A 16,180-nucleotide genomic window follows, 5' to 3' on the forward strand; every position below is an offset into this window, starting at 1 on the left:
AAATCACTTTGTTGGTTTAACGATTTCCCCGACACGTCGATAGACCTTTTTGGTCATCTCTTCCGTGGTGTGGCCAAGCAGGCGGCTCGCGTGTGTCAGCTCGATCTCGCTGGCAGCTTTTGGGCGGATGTCTTTGAACTGGAACTGGCGGATCAGCACTGCCAAGTCAGTGTCACCGTCGGCGCCGGCTTTGATGGCAGCTTTCTCGCGGGCTTCGTCCCAGCGATTGCGCAGCATCTGCTGGCTCATCCGAAGTCCGGATGTGTTGGTGATCAGCCTCGATGTTTTTATTCCACTGAGGGCGCGGCGCTCCTGCAGGTCATTGATAAAGGTGCTCAACCCGGACTGCACGCCTTCATCCTCCAGCCGTAGGCGAAGTTTCTTCGCGGTCTTGCCCTGTTTGACCAGCAGGAACTCGGCGTTTAGATCAGTGGTAGCCACTTTCAACACGTCGGCGGGGCGCTGACCAGTCAAGTAGGCCAGGTCCATAGCGTCCTTGAGTTCCTGTACGGCTGCGCCGTACACGGCATTCCATACGATATCGCCAGCGTAATAGTCCCGTGGAGTCTCTTTGTTGCGTCTTACACCGAAGCAAGGGTTGGCGTTGTTGGTCAGGCCCCACTCGCGTGCGATCGTGAACATGTGTGACAGCAGCGCGATTTCCCGGTTGGCCCTGACCTTTGCTGTCCTGGCGTCCCGGTACTGCGCAACCACCTGGGGGGTTATCGAGTCAATGGGGGCTTTCTCAAACGCTTTCCTGAGCTGTTTTAGTTCCTTCATGTTGTCGGATTGGGTGCGTATTCCTTTGGTGGGGATGATCTCTTTGACGTACCTGTCGAACAAAGAGCCCAGCAGATGGCTGGGCTTGGGCGGCCCTCGACGCTCCAGCCTGGCCCATTCGACTTTGGCTTGGTCGAGGTCGGCGCCCAGGGGGATTTCCTTGCGTTTGCCCTGGGCGTCTCTGCCGTTGTAGTAATAACTGATCCACGTTTTCCCGCTCTTGCGCTTGTGGCATCGACGGATCATCCGTGGGGGTAGGTCTCGGTTTGCTGCTGATTTCTGGCGCATTGATCAGCTCACGTTTGCCAGGTCGAGCGTCCAGGTTTCGGCCGCTGGGTTCACGGCAGAAGGGGTAACGCCAGCCAGTTTCATTCGGGCATACACTCGGCCCACGATTGGGCGGCGGGCGCCGGTCAAGACATGCTCCCAGTGGTTGTCGGTCAACCACTGGATTTGCTTCGACGGGATCTGATAGCCGGTGATGGTGGTCAGCTCTTCGTCGGCCAGGGTTTCGCTTTGGAATTCCATCATGCTGCCTCCCGTTGTTGCAGGGTGATTTGCCATGGGTCATTTGCACGTGCCAGCGCTGCCATCGGCGGCGGGCTGACGCTGTTGCCGCACATGTGCACCTGTTGGGTGATGGTGAATGGCTTGCCGTCGGCGCCGTAGGTGATGATGTAGTCGGCCGGGAATCCTTGGGCCTTGTACAGCTCAGCCGGCTTGAGCATCCGCAGGCAGATATCGACGATCACGTATGGCGTGCCCTGGACCATCACCGTGACGAGTGCCAGGCGATCCTTGGTGGTGATCGTGGGAGCCGGTGCATCGCAAGCGCTGACGTTCTCGGTGCCGTAGTAGCTGATCAGGAAGGCTGCAACGCGCAACGCACCAGCTTCATGCTCGGGCGACAGGGGGAGCGATACCAGGGAGCTCTTGCCGCCACCGCCGGCGGTAATGGTCGGTGCCGGTTCTTCCAGGCCCTGGCCAATACTGCCGCCGAACGCCCGCTCCATGAATGCGCTGACCATCCCGTGGTGTTGGCCGCCGGCACTGATTGTGTGCAGCGGGTCGTTAGCGTCCCGTGCATCACAGTTGCCGCGCATATGCACCAGGTGCGCCGTCGCCAGTTGCTGCTGGCTGCCGGTGTTGGTCACCGTGGTCATTGGGTCGCGGATATCTTTGGCATGCACGGTGTTGAATCCGCCGTTGGCCTGGATCATCACCGCCGCGCTGACGGACTGGCCGCCGCCGCTGGCAGTGACTGTGCCCACCGGGCCGCAGATATCGTTCACCCCGTGGGAGCGGCGTTTATTTGCGCCCGAGCCTTCGCCGTGCCCGGCTTGGACGATGCAGGCTGATGCCAACGCGCGGTGGCTGCGAGTCATAATCGTGCCGACCGGATGGTCTGCTGCTACTGGGTGACCGGCATACACCGGCCCACCAGCACCAACCATTACTGGGCTGATCAGCGTCAGCTCACCGCGATTCGCGCAAGTCACCGTGGGCAGTGGGTCGAGCGGGTCGTTTATCCGGTCACTGCCCTGGTGCGTTGCAGGCGCGATAACCGGGCTGACTACGGAGAACGCGCCGCCCTTTGGATAGGAGGTGATCGTGCGCAGTGGCTCGCTGGCGGATTGCACGGCTTCCCCCGACCAGTTCGCAATCGGCACAATGAACGGTGCCGGGCTGTCGATGACAAACTTCTTCATGCCTTTGGCGACACGGCGAAGCGTGGCCTCTGCCAGGTCTTTCTTCCGCCCGAAGATGCTCTTGCCCAGATCACTGAAGTCGATACAGTCAGCGGCGGTTGTCCACTTCTGCTGGCCTTTGGCCGGAATCTTTGCGTGAGTTGGCTCAGGCCACACAATCGGCTGGCCGTCGCACCGAGCGATCATGAACAGGCGCTCTCGGCTGGTCGGCGCGCCGAAGTCGCATGCTCTGATCACCTTCCACTCGACGACGTAGCCCATGCCTTCCAGTAGGGCCACAAAACGGCGCCAGGTGCGGCCGCGTTGCTTTGGGTCGGGCACAAGGAACTGATTAGACACCGGGACTTGCTCTCCCGGCGCTGCCACGCGGTTGGTGGTCTTTCCCTTTTTGGTCGGGTGCGGAACCTGGTCCAGCGTCACCACGCGGCCGGTGGCCTTGTCGCGCTTGGCGATCAACCGGCTCCATTGCAGGATCTGCTTCACGTTCTCCAGGCTGATTACCCTGGGGCGCTTCTTGCCTCCCCACTTCAAGCCGATCCATGAGAGGTTGCGGATCTCGCGCTTGCGCGGCTGACCGCCGGCTGCCTGGCTGTGGTGCGTACAGTCCGGCGACATGTGGAACCAGCCCACGGCCTTGCCGCCGCACTCGGTGTCAGGATCACCCTCGAAAACGTCGGTGGTGAAGTGCTGGGCGCCCGGGTGGTTGACGGTGTGCATGCTGATCGCCTGCGGGCTGTGGTTTTTCGCCACGCTCACCGCGCGGCCCAGACCAATCTCCAGGCCGGTACCGGCGCCGCCACCGCCACAAAAGAAGTCCACGACAATTTCATCGTCTTGGGCGTTGAAACCCAGGCCGTATTGAGTCTTGAAGTCGAACGGCTGCTTTTTAAAAGAGGTCATGCCGCATCCTCCGCATTGAGTGGTGCGGGGTAGGCCGCCAGCCACATCTTCGCGGCGAAGGCGGTGAGTTGTCGGTGCTGTTTGCTCACCCTGGCGACCATAATTTCTGCGCCTGGGAACGCCTGCCAGGTTTCCACGGCTAGCGCCAACGACGTGGTGATATTCGCCATTAGTTCATGGTCTGCAATGGTGCAAGTCGGCGAGCTAGCGTGCTGTTCTCGGGCTAGGTTGACGCCCCGATTAAAGCCGCGTGTGTATGCTTTCCTTCCGGCTTTGAGCATAAAAAAAGCGGTCGCAATCCAGCCAACAATCAGGCCGGCAACGATGATGTAGGTCTCGATTTGCATGTGCTGTATGCCTCGTCAGAGCCCGCCGCCGGACAGTTTTGGTGAGAGGACGGCGGCGGGGTTTTGCGCGTGGTTAACCTAGGTTAAAAGTGCCGATCGTCAAGGTCGCGGAACCGCCGACTTTTTGTTGAACGACTTGTTTGAACTCTTGCGCCAGGTCTTCGCGAAGTTGTGCCTCGCCAATCCAGCGCAGGCGGAGTGCAGGTTTGTCACCGCCAGTCAGTACGGCTACGCGCAAGCGGATGGTGCGCGCGACCAAGCCCTCGTAGGGGACTACGGTGAACAGGAATTCAGCCGGCAGCCCTTCGGCCGACTTGGCTTCAATCTGGTCCATCGCCGAACGGGACGTGCTCATGTCGCCAACTACGTGTTCGCTCTTGCGCGCTTGCTCGATGCAGATGGAGCGAATCGCTCCAGCTGCCTTGCGCAGGTCAATTTCTTTATCGTCAGCATCCAGGGCCTTGAGGTTCGGTGCCCAGTCCTCGATCCAGTCGCTGAGATCCTTCTGGGCGTGCTGGCGTTGTGCGGCAGATTCAAGTGCCAGGAACGCGGCAGTCTTTTTCAGGCCGAGGGTTGCTGTGTAGTCGCCATGGCCAGGCTCTGCCGCGGTGCCGAGGTTGAAGTAAACGGTGCAAGCCATCGAGTCACCGTCTACAAAGCCCGCGACTGCTGGGCCTTGGGCTGCAATCACGTAGTCCGCAAAGTCTTTCAGCGAATGCGTTGCCAGAGCGCCCCGGAAGCGGCTGCGCAGTTCCTGAAACTTCTCGATGCTATGCAGCTTCACATCCACTGGCAGTGCTAGGACTGGAGTAAAAGTGCTCAGCGATTTGGCATGGGCCAGCAGGGCGGTGTCTTGAATCAACTGAATTGCTTTGGCTTCCATTGGATCTATTTCCTGTTTTGGTGAGAGGTATGGAATGGTGAAGTGTTACGACTTGGCGTGAATCGGTGCGGCATCGCGGGAGAACATCTGATCGGCGTGCGGCGTTTCTGGGAACAGCGTGAGGCAGCCACCCGAGCCCACATGCATTGGTGTGTCGAGGGTGGTGTCTTCGCTGCGGCTGCCGCGCTTGGTCGGCACCTTGTAGGCGAGTTTGTGGTTGACGGTCACCTGGTGGCTGTCGGCGATCTGCTTCATGGTGAAGGTGAGCGTTACTGTGCCGACCTTCTTGTTGTCGACCACGCCGGCCGCGACCTCCGAGAGCGCGTGACCGATTTGGCTGGCGAAGACGCCGGCGTTGAGCTCTCCGATAAACTCTGCGGTGTTGGTAGCTTTCATATGCTGTGCCTCATTGATGAGTTGCTATTTGCCCCTGGTCGGCAAGGACTACCGTTTGAATCAGGCCGCTTGCTTCGTCGCCTGGGCGTCGAGGTAGTCGGCTAGGTCGTGCAGGTAAACGACTGGCTTGGCACGGGCCGAGCAGTGCAGGCGCTTCACCACTAGCTCGATCCGACCTGCCTTGATTTCGCTTAGTAGGTAGCGATCGGTGCGGATGTGCGTGAAGTACTGTTCACGCACGGCGGTCAAGGTTGGGCACGGCGTGGCGAACTGGCGACGGAGCTGTTCCAGGGTGGTGGTCACGCGCGCACCTCCCCATGCCCCTCCTTTTGGGGCACCAGCTTGAGGCGGATTAGTTCGGCGAGACCTTCTTTGCTCTTGCCCTTGGCCGCTGCCAGGACGTTGCCCTTGGCGTCCGCGACGACGGCGCCGTATGGGTACTCCGGGCATTTGACCGGAGTCACGTAGGCGACTTGGCCGTCACTTATCACCGCGTCAACGCAGCGGAACACCTCGGCCAATTCGACCGAAACACAGGGCAATGACTCCAATAGCCCGACAGCTTCGGCCGACGCGCCAATCAGCGTGGCGCGGCTGATTACGGTTGGATGATTGAGGTACATCGGCACCAATTTCAGGGCGCCTACAGCGGAGTTGATGGCGTTCGGCGTCTTCATGCGGCGGCGTCCTTCTTGGTGATGGTGATGTCCAGCTTCTTGGCGATCCACTCAACGCCCGCTTCCTTGACCATCACTACGGAGTAGTGGGTGTAGTTGCGGAGTGTTGGATTCCAGCGGCTGCGTGGGTCGGAGAACAGGTAGCCGCGCTCGCGGTGTGCGCTGGCTAGGTCGCCAGACGAATTCAACACGCCAAGGTCCCGCAACCTGGTGCGGAAGGCGCGGGGCTTGAGCCCGAGCAAAGCGGCTGTTTGATCCAGGGTGCGGTTCATGGCGGTATGCCTCAGGCTGAGAGCTGTTGAGATTGTTGCTGCAGGCCGCGAGCTATTAGGAACACCTCATCCAGTGAACGCAGGAACTCCTCGACCGTGTCGAAGTTGGGCAGGGTCAGATCATCCGTATGAGCTGCTACTCCGGCTTCGCTTATGTGAGGGTTCACGTCTTGTGCGTCTGGACGAAAAATATGAATGATCGTGCCGCCGCGACGGCGAATCAGGTCAGCTTCATTTTCGAAGCGCACGTCGCTGACTACAAAGCCGAGCACTGCACCCAGCGCCTTGGTCATGTATTCAAGGTTCTGTTCCGCGAGCTTCACCCAGACATCCGGGTGCACGGTGTTGCGTGCCCACTCGGTGCCCATCGACTGCATCAATTGGCGCGGCGAGCAGTCCAGCCAGCCGAGCGGCTGCTCTTTGCGGTCACCTTCAAAGTCGGTTGGGTCGAGGTTGAAGATTGCCATCAGGCCGTCACGGAGCGGGTCGGCGAAGGCGTATTGCTCCAGCAGGTAAGTCCGCGCCAAGTGTTCGGCGGCAGTTGTCTTGCCTGAGCGAGCGCGGCCGGTGAGACCAATTAGGATCGGTCTCATGCTGCGTCGCCTCCCCATGGGCCCTGGTCATCGTTTTCGACGGCTACGGGGGCGGGTGCAATGGTGGCGCGACCCAGATTGACGATGACCAACAGGCCGGTACTGCGTTGGATACGTTCTACGGCGGCTGGGCCGGGTGCCGCTGCCGGGTGAAGGTAGACCGGGCAGCGGGTGTTGCTGTGCTGTGTCGTTTGCATGTCTCGTACTCTTTGGTGAGAGGGAACGGTGCAAACGATACAAATACGTATTGGTCCAGTCAATACGTATTTGAATTGATTTTATGGAGTTGCAAAAAAAGACCCACTGATTGCGGGTCTATACGCGTCTTCTGCTATTTAGAATATTTCGAGCTTGGAGAAAACCACGCCGCATATAATGGCGTCCGGACCGAGCTCGATGATTGGCTCCGGCCACGAGGGGTTTAATGGCTTGAGAAAGCGTCGGCTGCCTTCCATCACCAATTGTTTGAAAGTGGCCTCCTGGCTATCGACCAGCTTTGCAATAACCAGCGATCCGTTTTCAGCGTCCTTGGATGGATCTACGAAAATGATGTCCCCGTCACGAAAAGAGCGGCGCTCGTGCTGGTTAAACATCGATAGTCCCCTTACCCGCAGAGCGTAACTTTGACTGCTGTGGGATGCTGCGCAGGGCAGCCAGATCTCGGCGTCGTCAAGTGTTTTGACATCTTCAACTTCGCACCAAGCTCCAGCCTGAACCCAGGAAATCAGCGGTACATATCCCTTAATTGCGGGCCCAGACTCAACATTGGATTCAGTAGTCGCGGAGGGGCTGAATTGATCCGAGTCACGCTCTTTCGGGCTATCTCCCCCCCAAAGCCAATTGCTGGTGACCTTTAAGGCTTTCGCTATTTTCTCAACATTTTGATGGCGGGGGCTGGCGACAGCATTTGTCACGATCCTATGTATCGTCGGCTGGGGTACCCCAGAGCGGCGGCCAAGCTCGCCCTCTGACAAGTTCATCTCTTGCATGCGCTGAGCAATGCGATCGCCAATCACTTTTTTCTGCCTTGATTCATAAACGTATCGACGATTGTATTGAATTGGTCAATACGTTTGTGTATTGTTGTCTCCAATGCGAAAGCGCATCGGTGAATCATATGACTATTCAACAAATGCTCGCGGAATTGCTGAGCGCGGGGTTTTCCCAGCGTGTCATTGCGGAGCGAGTCGGCACGACGCAACCAACTATAAACCGGGCAGCCAAAGGTGCGGATGTACGGTATGTAACTGGGAAGGCTATTGAGTGCCTTTACTTCCAGGAAAAAGACGCTGCGGGTCTTAAAGCGGCAGCTTGAATGGGTGCCGGAGCTGGGGCCTCTCACCAAAGATCCCCCAGTCCGGCTACGACGATACACAGCACATGCACATCGGTCGTGGTCGTAGGATAGGGTGTGCCCGTTTCTATGGCTAGACCGTAAACGGGGTAATTACGGTTATGAGTCGAACAGAACAATCACCGGCTAACGTGCCGGTTCTTCCTCTTCGCAAAGCAATCTATCGCGCGGCGCACGATTATCATGGCGGTGTCACCGCTCTGGCGCTTGATATGGTGATGGATTACGACAGTCTGCAAAAGAAGGTCAAGCACGACTTTGAACAGCGTTGGCTAGATCCTGATGAGCTTGAAGAGTTGATCCGCCTGACGGGCAATCCATTGTTGCTGGATGCGCTCATGAGGCCAGCGGGCATGGTCTGGTACAAACCCGAAGCCGCTGCGCCGACCAAGACGGCGTTGCTGGCTGTGAGCAAGGTGCTGCACGAGACGGGGCTGTTCGTGTCCAGCATGCATGATGGTGCGGCCGACAATGTCTGGGAACCACACGAAGTGCAGCTGCTGGAGAAGCATGGAGCTGATGTGATCCGCGCGGTGCTGGGCATTATGGCCGGGGCCAGGGAAGCAATGGAGGCCCGCAAGCATGACTGACATCATCGACGTGGCCAACGACCAGGCCGAGTACTTCCTACAGGTTGCGCTGGATCGCCGTCCGCGACCAACGTGCGCTGTCAGTGCGCAATTCTGTGAGGATTGCGACGAACCCATCCCGTTACTTCGTCAACAGGCAGTCCAGGGTTGTGCGACCTGCGCCAGTTGTCAGGGGTTGCGGGAGCGGCGGCGATGAGTGAGCAATCCACCAGCACGGCGATATCGTCCTGGGCGCGCCGCTACATCGAAACCTTCAACCTTGCCCTGGTCCCGATTGACCCAGGCGAAAAGGCGCCGAAGGGTATGGGCTGGAACAAGCCAGGCGGTTACATCACCGACCCGGTTGCCGCCGAAGCATTCTGGCAACGTAATCCAAATCACAACCTGGGCGTAGTACTCGGGCCTAGCCGCGTCTGCTCGTTGGACGTTGACGATGTGCAGTGGACGCGGTTGGTGTTGTTCGACCAGATGGGCCTCGATCTGGATGCCATGGCGGTGGTCTATCCGACCATCGTGGGCAATCCGTTGCGGTTCCGCGTGCTGTTCAAAATGCCGGATGACATCGATCTGACGCGCCACTCGCTTTCGTGGCCCAATGAGAAAGACCCTGATGGGTCTATTCACAAGGCGTTAATGGCTCGGGTCAAGGCTGCGAAAGAGCAGGGGGATGCAGCTGGTGAGGCGGCTGCAAAAGCCGAGGCAGAGGAGTACAAGCGCTTCACTGTGTTTGAGCTGCGTGCGGGCCTGGTGCAGGACGTACTCCCGCCATCGATCCATCCCGGCACTGGAAAGCCGTATTCATGGCGCACGCCGCCGAATGGTGCTGATGGCCTGCCAGTCTTGACCAACGAGTTGTTGAACATTTGGCAGAATTGGGATGTGTTCAAGCGCAACGCCGAGGCCGCGTGCCCCTGGGCGCCGAAGCCAAAGAAGCCTGTTGCGAAACCTATCAAGCGCGCTCCACCCGCTGACGGCAAGCCCTCGGTGATTGATGAGTTCAACCGCTGCCACGATGTTGAAGAGCTATTGCGCGCTCACGATTACATCAAGCGTGGTAGTAAATGGTTGTATCCACATAGCAGCACCGGGCTACCGGGTGTGACGGTCACCGACCGCAAGGTCTATTCGCACCACGGCGCGGATCCGCTGGCCAATGGTCACCAGAATGACGCGTTTGAGGTGTTTTGCCTGCTAGATCACGATGGCGACCAGTCGAGGGCGGTGAAGGAGGCCGCCCGAATGTTGGGCATGCAGCACGCGTCGCGCCCAGCCCCACAAGATCTTCCCCCAGCCCCATCAGCGGATGCCAGCGAGCAGGACTCCAGCGTGGCGTCCGGTGAGGCCGCTCCTGCTACAGACGGGGGGGCGGGGGAGGTGCTGACCTACGAGCAAGTGTTGCGCCGATACGTGCTGGTCGAGGGCACCACGCATGTGTGGGATCTTGACAAGGCGCGGGTGATGAAGAAAACCGCGTTTGAGGCTCGCGTTGGCAAGCCATTGGCAAAGCAATGGGTAGACGACACCAGTAAAAAGCTGATCTCGGATGACAAGGTCAGGGAGATCGAGCAAGCCCGCAAGATGGCGGGCAAGAAGGGTGGCGCGCTTAACCTTGAGCCGATTGAGCGCTATATCTATATCGACGGCACCAAGGACGTTTGGGACCGCGAAAAGAAGCGGCGTGTTCCTGAGGGCGCGGTAAAGATGGCTCTCGGTGATATGTACGGCATGTGGTTGAACAGCCCGGAGCGCCGCGTGGTTGACGTGGAGAACATCGTGTTCGACCCGACGATGACCAAAGACCCAAACGTCTATATCAACACCTTCGACGGACTGCCCATGGAGCCGAGCCGCGATGACGCGGCGTGCGAGAACCTGCGGTGGTTGATCTCTTTCCTGTGCAACCACGACAAGTCGTCGAACGATTGGCTGGTGCGGTGGTTGGCGTACCCGTTGCAGCACCTGGGTGCGAAAATGGATACGGCAGTGTTGGCTCACTCGACCATGGAGGGCTCTGGCAAAAGCCTGCTGTTCGCTGACGCCTTTGGGCTGCTTTACGGCCAATACGCGGCCACGGTCGGGCAGACACAATTGGAGAGCAACTTCAACGCCTGGCAAAGCCGCAAGCTTTGGGCAGTGTTTGAGGAGGTGGTGAGCCGCGACCAACGTTACAACCAGGTTGGCAAGATCAAGCACCTGGTCACGGGCAAGACGGTGCGCATGGAGTCAAAGTTTATCAATGGTTGGGAGGAGGCCAACCACATGAACGCCGCGTTCCTCAGCAACGAGATTATGCCCTGGCCGATCGCGCCCAGTGACCGGCGAATGTTGGTGTTGTGGCCGATGGAGACGCTTCCGGTGGAACGCCAGAAGGCGGTGGGTCGCGAGCTGGAGAATGGTGGCGTCGCGGCTCTGTACGCATGGTTGTTGTCCGTCGACCTGGGCGACTTCGACCAGCGCACCAGACCGCCCAGCACTGAGGCACGCGAGCGGTTGGTGGCATTGAGTCGTGCCAGTTGGCAGACCTTTCTGTTCCTCTGGCAATACGGCGAGCTGGGGCGCGGTGTGTGGGGCGCTTGTTTGTCGACCGATCTTTACGCGATGTTCCTGGAGTGGTGCCACCGCAACAAAGAGCATGTGATGAGTCAGACAAAGTTCTCGCTTTTCATCAGCTCGGAGGTGGATAAGACGCGAGCTATCCCCTGGACCGACGGCAGCAATCGCAAGTTCGGGGCGTTCTTCTTCCCTCGCGATGAGCAGGCTTCCCAGCCCCCATCAGTCAGTTCAGCCGATCTGGGCAAGGCGGTGGTTGCCTGGCGGGCAGCGGCGCGTCTGGCGGGCTGGAGCGTCGACAGCTGGGACCATATCAAGGCGGCTGCAGCATGAGTCCGACCAAAAGTGTGTTGGGTGTGTTGGGTGTGTGTTGGGTTGATTTTCTATACCCCACACAATTTAAAGCCTTCTATTTCGCGGCTTTCCGGCTTGTGTGTTGGGTGTGTTGGGTTTGGCGTCGCGCACGCGCATGGGCGACGTTGTTTGAATCCATGGCAGCAAGATTTTTTTCTTATGCGAGGACCGTTAAACCCAACACACCCAACACACTCAACACAGGCTATTTAAAGCTATTGAATTTAAAGGATTTTGTGTGTGTTGGGTTTGTGTCGGGTATAGCGTTTTTTGTGTTGGGTTGGGATCTAAGCGGGAGAGTGGGTCGATGATCGAGGAAATTGAAGAGCTCATGCAGCATTGGGGTAACCAGTTCAACCAGGTAGGTGATGGTGGCGGGTTGGGTAGCCCAATGGCGACGATTATGGAGTGGGGCGGCTCTGCCCCTCGCGGCACCCCGGGCTCGCGTGACTTGATGATGGCTTCCGGTGGCGGGATGGATCATGCCGCAATGGAGGTCGCTGCGGCTCTTGCGCAGCTGGAGCGCCAGTCCGAGAAAGGGGCGTTGCTTGCGAAGCTGGCACGTAACCGTTATCTGCCTCGGCCGGCGTGGTCGGTTCGATCCCAGTTAGTACTGCTGGGCCTGGGTGATGACGCGGATCGAACGTACAGGAACTGGGTCCATGCGCTGCATCAGCAGGTGCAGTTGATCTTGACCGTACGCAGTGCGCCAGGTCGGGCACGGAATAAGCGCGTGAAGTCTCGCGTCACTGATTTAACCCGGGCTTCAACAGTGGCTCGCGTCAGATCTTGCTGACTGCCGTTCGTCTGGATGGTTTACCTCAAAGTTGCGTCGAAGTGAGTCAAAGTTGCGTCGAGCGGATCAACCGAAAAACACCCCTTTTCGGTTTTTCCGGAGAGGGGTAAAAAGTCCCCACGATATGGAATTTGCGCCTTGGCGCTGACCTCGCACGTGCTGTGCAGCTTTAACCGGCCAACCCTGAGCTGGTCACCAACCCCGCTTCGGCGGGGTTTTCTTTTACTACTTGTCCCCCAGCATCTCTCGTAGGTGTTTTTTGAAAACATATGCGGTCCCCAAAAGTACTGGGACTCCAAGAACCGCCAAATTCAGACCGACATAACGAACCCAAAAATCCATACCCGTGTTACTAGCGATTGAGTAGATGCTGTGAAGGTGACTGATCATCATTACCAACAGTGAGACCCAGGTGATCATGACCTTCATATCAATTAGTCGATCCTTTGGAATGGCGTAGTAAGTAAACATCAGTCCGATGATGACTAGAAATTTTTCCATTTTTGTCCTTCTCGTGCTTTGGGTAATAACACCCATCCTAAGCATTCCGTGTGCTGCCAACAAATCAATATCCCGCTCAATTTTCAGCAAAGTTTGAAGCAGAGTTAAACCAATTATCGAAGTCTTTAATGAATGAGAGGACGCAATGACGAACGAGCAGCAAGCGCTGGCAGAGATGCCAATCTGGTTAGTGATCCTCCTGTCTCTGGTCGGCGGTGTTTCGGGGGAGATGTGGAGGGCAGATAAGGACGGGGCGCGTGGCTGGGTATTATTGCGCAGGCTGGCACTTCGATCAGGTGCCTGCGTTGTCTGCGGGGTGTCGGCGATGATGTTGATGATCGCTGCTGGCATGTCGCTCTGGACGGCGGGCGCCTTGGGATGCCTGACGGCGATGGCCGGTGCGGATGTTGCTATCGGGTTGTACGAGCGCTGGGCCGCCAAGCGGTTGGGTTTTTGCGAGGTAGTAGCGCCAAAGGGTGAATCGGGACAGTGAGCGGCCAGGCCAAGCCTTCCAGCCCCTACAACTACCGCTGGCAACAAGCCCGCGAAGGCTTCCTACGCAAGCACCCCCCCTGTGCGCTCGCTGCCAGCGCCAGGGGATAGTAGAGCCGGCCTGTATCGTCGACCACATCATCCCGCACCGTGGTGACATGACGCTGTTTTGGGAACGTGCCAACTGGCAGTCGCTCTGTGGTCCTTGCCACAACTCGTACAAGCAGCGCCTGGAGAAGTCGGGCCGCGAGATCGGGTGCGACCAGGGCGGCAAACCGCTGGATCCTGGGCATCACTGGAACCGCTGATTTTGCACCAGAAACGTGCATTTTTAGGCCTTCCAGCGGGTAGGGGGGGCGGAAAAGTTTTTGGCAAAAACACTCTAGACCGATCGCCCCTCTCTCTGTGCAAAGCCGCGAAAAATGGGAAGGGGGGGTATCAATAGGTGGGGGTAAATAACGGATTAACAGGAGGTTTGTATGGCTGGAAACGGAAACTCTGGGAGGCCAGCAAAGCCAGCTGTGTTGCATTTGCTGGACGGTAACAAAGGCAAAAAAGCCTTCGGTGCGTTGATGGATGACCTTACCTCTCCGTCTGTTCCGGTTCAGGCCCCGCCGATGCCTGACTGTTTGACCGACGACGCCGTAGCGGAATGGGAGCGCCTGGTTCCTGACCTGATCCTGCTGGGGCTGATTTCCAAACTGGACATGATGGCGCTGGCCACCTACTGCGAAGCGGTCGCGGATTGGAAGCGATTCCGGCGCCGCATCGCTGATGCCAACGCAAGCCAGGAGGGTGCTGCCGACAAAGGTGACATCCAGGTGTTCAAAACCGGCGCCACTCAAATCTCCGTCTGGCGCCAGTTGGCGAACGATGCCGAGAAACGTGCAAACGCTGCGGGTGCAATGTTCGGGTTCTCGCCTATGGCGCGACGCAACCTGAAGGTGGCACCTCCACAAGGTGACCTCTTCCCTAATGAACAACGAGACGCCGCCAACAAGTACTTCTCCTGAGGATGACCGCGTTACCGCGTTCGCTCGTGCGGTGAAGGCCAAGCAGATTGTCGCGGGACCGGATGTGCGCAACGCCGCCCGGCGACACCTGCGTGACCTGCGCACCGGGCACAAGCGTGGTCTGTATTGGGATCTGGAAGCGGCCAACCGCGCCATCGGCTTTTTTGAAGACGTGCTGTTCCTCAACGGCGGCGATTATGAGGGGCTGAATTTCATCCTCGCGCCGTGGCAAGCCTTCGTTGTGGGCAGCCTGTTCGGTTGGAAAACCGAAGACGGCTTTCGCCGGTTCCGGATTGCGTACATCGAAACAGGGAAGGGCAGTGGTAAGTCACCCCTGGCGGCTGGCATCGGACTGTACGGGCTGGTCGCGGATGGCGAAGCCCGCGCCGAGGTGTACGCCGCCGCCACGAAAAAGGATCAGGCCATGGTCCTGTTCCGCGATGCCGTGGCCATGGTCGACCTGTCGAAACACCTGGGCTCGCGGCTGCACCAGTCCGGTACCGGCGACAAGGTATGGAACCTGTACTACCCGAACACCCGATCGTTCTTCAAACCGATCAGCGCCGACGATGGCCAGTCCGGCCCGCGTCCACACATGGCGCTGCTCGATGAGATCCACGAACACAAAACCGCCACTGTCGTGAACATGATGCGCGCCGGTACCAAGCACCGGAAGCAAGCGCTGATTGTGATGATCACCAACAGCGGCTCGGACAAGAACAGCGTTTGCTGGGAGCACCATGAGCTGGGCTCGCGGATCTGCGCCGGCAAAGAAGAAAACGACAGCTTCTTCGCTTTCATCTGCAGCCTGGACAAAGGTGATGACCCGTTTCTGAGTGAAGACTGCTGGGCCAAGGTCAACCCGAGCCTGGATTTCAAGCTGGAAGGGCAGGCCGATGGCATTCCCGGTCGCAAGTACTTACGCGAACAGGTCGCCGAAGCCCGTGGCATGCCGTCGAAAGAGGCGGTGGTCCGGCGGCTCAACTTCTGCGAATGGACCCAGGCCACCACGGCTTGGATCTCGTGGGATGTCTGGAGCCAGGCCCAGGAGCGGGTGCCGATGTCGATGCTGCGCAACCGCACCTGCGTTGCCGGCCTCGACCTGGCCAGCACCACGGACCTGACTGCGTTCGTCATCCTGTTCTACCCGACGTATGAGGATCCGCACTGGCGTTTGTTGCCGTATTTCTGGATCCCGAACTTTGAGTTGGATGAGCGTGAGAAGCGCGACAAGGTGCCGTACAAGGCCTGGATCAAGTCGCGGGATCTCGAAACCACACCCGGCCGGGCCATCAGCAAGCTCTTTGTGCTGCGCCGTCTGGTGACTATCTGCGAGTACTTCGGTGTGCGCAAGATCGCCTATGACCGCTGGCGCATCGAGGACTTGAAACAACTGATGGATGAACACGACATCGCGTTGCCGGAAATGGCGCCCTTCGGTCAGGGTTACAAGGACATGGGCCCGGCCGTGGATGAGTTTGAGCGGCGTCTGCTGGGCCTGGCCCAGGCGAAAGCCACCACCATTGATCCTGATGTTGAGGATGCGGAGATCATCGCTGAAAGCACGGTCGAGACCCTGCGCCACGATGGCAACCCGGTGATGACCTGGTGCGCCGGTAACGCCGTGGTCACCGCTGACCCGGCCAACAACCGCAAGGTCGACAAGGCTAAGGCCATTGGCCGAATCGACGGCATCGTCGGCGCCGTCATGTCGGTGGGCATCAGCAACTCGGTGTCGGCCAGCGACAGCGGAAAATCCATCTACGACCAAGGGGTTGGCATTTGAAACTTATCACCTGGGCCTCTTGGCTCGCCGGCTTGCTGGGCTTTGGCCTGTTGATCGCCGGCATCGCGCTGATCCATGTTCCCGCCGCGTTCATCGTTGCGGGCATTGGCTTGTTGGGCTGGGCGTACATTGCTGATAGAGCAGCCGCCTCCATGAGCCGTAAACCCTCGCCGGAAGGTGGTTGATC

General features: G+C 58.7%; 21 protein-coding genes and 1 pseudogene. 10 read left to right on the forward strand and 12 right to left on the reverse strand.

Annotated elements, in window-relative coordinates:
* Window positions 1–3: 3 nt before the first annotated feature.
* From JTY93_RS10915 to JTY93_RS10970, 12 genes are all read right to left on the reverse strand, one after another.
* Window positions 4–1,068, reverse strand: a complete 1,065-nt coding sequence (locus tag JTY93_RS10915) for a tyrosine-type recombinase/integrase (protein WP_205477712.1) — start codon at window positions 1,066–1,068, stop codon at window positions 4–6.
* Window positions 1,069–1,071: 3 nt separating this feature from the next.
* Window positions 1,072–1,308 carry a DUF4224 domain-containing protein gene (locus tag JTY93_RS10920; RefSeq protein WP_205477753.1) on the reverse strand — a complete coding sequence of 79 codons (237 nt, stop codon included), beginning with the start codon at window positions 1,306–1,308 and terminating at the stop codon, window positions 1,072–1,074.
* Complete coding sequence (locus JTY93_RS10925) at window positions 1,308–3,389, reverse strand: DNA cytosine methyltransferase (RefSeq protein WP_205477713.1); 2,082 nt, start codon at window positions 3,387–3,389, stop codon at window positions 1,308–1,310. Before JTY93_RS10925 ends, JTY93_RS10920 begins: the two co-directional genes overlap by 1 nt.
* On the reverse strand, window positions 3,386–3,736 hold the full coding sequence (locus tag JTY93_RS10930; protein ID WP_205477714.1) for a hypothetical protein: 351 nt from the start codon (window positions 3,734–3,736) through the stop codon (window positions 3,386–3,388). Before JTY93_RS10930 ends, JTY93_RS10925 begins: the two co-directional genes overlap by 4 nt.
* Before the next feature lie 73 nt (window positions 3,737–3,809).
* The gene (locus JTY93_RS10935; protein ID WP_205477715.1) at window positions 3,810–4,619 is read right to left on the reverse strand and encodes a DUF2303 family protein; all 810 of its coding nucleotides are present in this window, start codon (window positions 4,617–4,619) and stop codon (window positions 3,810–3,812) included.
* Window positions 4,620–4,664: 45 nt separating this feature from the next.
* A complete protein-coding gene (locus JTY93_RS10940; RefSeq protein WP_205477716.1) occupies window positions 4,665–5,015 on the reverse strand; it encodes a YfdP family phage-associated protein in 351 nt (116 codons plus the stop codon).
* A 60-nt stretch (window positions 5,016–5,075) separates the two neighbouring features.
* Window positions 5,076–5,318: a pyocin activator PrtN family protein gene (locus JTY93_RS10945; protein ID WP_205477717.1), complete on the reverse strand. Its 243-nt coding sequence runs from the start codon at window positions 5,316–5,318 to the stop codon at window positions 5,076–5,078.
* The gene (locus tag JTY93_RS10950; RefSeq protein ID WP_205477718.1) at window positions 5,315–5,692 is read right to left on the reverse strand and encodes a hypothetical protein; all 378 of its coding nucleotides are present in this window, start codon (window positions 5,690–5,692) and stop codon (window positions 5,315–5,317) included. Before JTY93_RS10950 ends, JTY93_RS10945 begins: the two co-directional genes overlap by 4 nt.
* Window positions 5,689–5,964, reverse strand: a complete 276-nt coding sequence (locus JTY93_RS10955) for a hypothetical protein (protein WP_057024004.1) — start codon at window positions 5,962–5,964, stop codon at window positions 5,689–5,691. Before JTY93_RS10955 ends, JTY93_RS10950 begins: the two co-directional genes overlap by 4 nt.
* Window positions 5,965–5,975: 11 nt before the next feature.
* Entirely contained in the window at window positions 5,976–6,557 is a 582-nt protein-coding gene (locus tag JTY93_RS10960; RefSeq protein ID WP_205477719.1) for a deoxynucleotide monophosphate kinase family protein, read from the reverse strand.
* Window positions 6,554–6,754 carry a hypothetical protein gene (locus JTY93_RS10965; RefSeq protein WP_205477720.1) on the reverse strand — a complete coding sequence of 67 codons (201 nt, stop codon included), beginning with the start codon at window positions 6,752–6,754 and terminating at the stop codon, window positions 6,554–6,556. Before JTY93_RS10965 ends, JTY93_RS10960 begins: the two co-directional genes overlap by 4 nt.
* Before the next feature lie 138 nt (window positions 6,755–6,892).
* Window positions 6,893–7,573 (reverse strand): LexA family protein, encoded by a 681-nt coding sequence (locus JTY93_RS10970; protein WP_205477721.1) that lies wholly within the window; start codon window positions 7,571–7,573, stop codon window positions 6,893–6,895.
* 101 nt (window positions 7,574–7,674) lie between these two features.
* On the opposite strand from JTY93_RS10970, the gene JTY93_RS10975 reads away from it, so the two are divergent.
* The 10 genes and pseudogenes from JTY93_RS10975 to JTY93_RS11020 all read left to right on the forward strand — a co-directional run bounded on the left by JTY93_RS10975 (window position 7,675) and on the right by JTY93_RS11020 (window position 16,178).
* On the forward strand, window positions 7,675–7,872 hold the full coding sequence (locus JTY93_RS10975) for a helix-turn-helix domain-containing protein (protein WP_205477722.1): 198 nt from the start codon (window positions 7,675–7,677) through the stop codon (window positions 7,870–7,872).
* Between the two features lie 140 nt (window positions 7,873–8,012).
* Entirely contained in the window at window positions 8,013–8,501 is a 489-nt protein-coding gene (locus JTY93_RS10980) for a phage regulatory CII family protein (RefSeq protein ID WP_205477723.1), read from the forward strand.
* Complete coding sequence (locus JTY93_RS10985; RefSeq protein ID WP_060767181.1) at window positions 8,494–8,697, forward strand: TraR/DksA C4-type zinc finger protein; 204 nt, start codon at window positions 8,494–8,496, stop codon at window positions 8,695–8,697. Before JTY93_RS10980 ends, JTY93_RS10985 begins: the two co-directional genes overlap by 8 nt.
* Entirely contained in the window at window positions 8,694–11,384 is a 2,691-nt protein-coding gene (locus JTY93_RS10990; protein WP_205477724.1) for a bifunctional DNA primase/polymerase, read from the forward strand. Before JTY93_RS10985 ends, JTY93_RS10990 begins: the two co-directional genes overlap by 4 nt.
* Before the next feature lie 328 nt (window positions 11,385–11,712).
* Window positions 11,713–12,201 carry a hypothetical protein gene (locus JTY93_RS10995; protein ID WP_205477725.1) on the forward strand — a complete coding sequence of 163 codons (489 nt, stop codon included), beginning with the start codon at window positions 11,713–11,715 and terminating at the stop codon, window positions 12,199–12,201.
* Window positions 12,202–12,847: 646 nt separating this feature from the next.
* The gene (locus tag JTY93_RS11000) at window positions 12,848–13,195 is read left to right on the forward strand and encodes a phage holin family protein (RefSeq protein ID WP_205477726.1); all 348 of its coding nucleotides are present in this window, start codon (window positions 12,848–12,850) and stop codon (window positions 13,193–13,195) included.
* A pseudogene (locus JTY93_RS11005) lies at window positions 13,183–13,502 on the forward strand (HNH endonuclease). The gene JTY93_RS11000 and the pseudogene JTY93_RS11005 overlap by 13 nt, the downstream one beginning before the upstream one ends.
* Before the next feature lie 171 nt (window positions 13,503–13,673).
* Window positions 13,674–14,207 carry a P27 family phage terminase small subunit gene (locus JTY93_RS11010; protein WP_169990309.1) on the forward strand — a complete coding sequence of 178 codons (534 nt, stop codon included), beginning with the start codon at window positions 13,674–13,676 and terminating at the stop codon, window positions 14,205–14,207.
* Complete coding sequence (locus JTY93_RS11015) at window positions 14,170–15,993, forward strand: terminase large subunit (RefSeq protein ID WP_205477727.1); 1,824 nt, start codon at window positions 14,170–14,172, stop codon at window positions 15,991–15,993. The genes JTY93_RS11010 and JTY93_RS11015 overlap by 38 nt, the downstream gene beginning before the upstream one ends.
* Window positions 15,990–16,178 carry a hypothetical protein gene (locus JTY93_RS11020; RefSeq protein ID WP_205477728.1) on the forward strand — a complete coding sequence of 63 codons (189 nt, stop codon included), beginning with the start codon at window positions 15,990–15,992 and terminating at the stop codon, window positions 16,176–16,178. The genes JTY93_RS11015 and JTY93_RS11020 overlap by 4 nt, the downstream gene beginning before the upstream one ends.
* Window positions 16,179–16,180: the final 2 nt, after the last annotated feature.

Origin of the sequence: Pseudomonas hygromyciniae (assembly GCF_016925675.1) — a bacterium.
Classification (GTDB): domain Bacteria; phylum Pseudomonadota; class Gammaproteobacteria; order Pseudomonadales; family Pseudomonadaceae; genus Aquipseudomonas; species Aquipseudomonas hygromyciniae.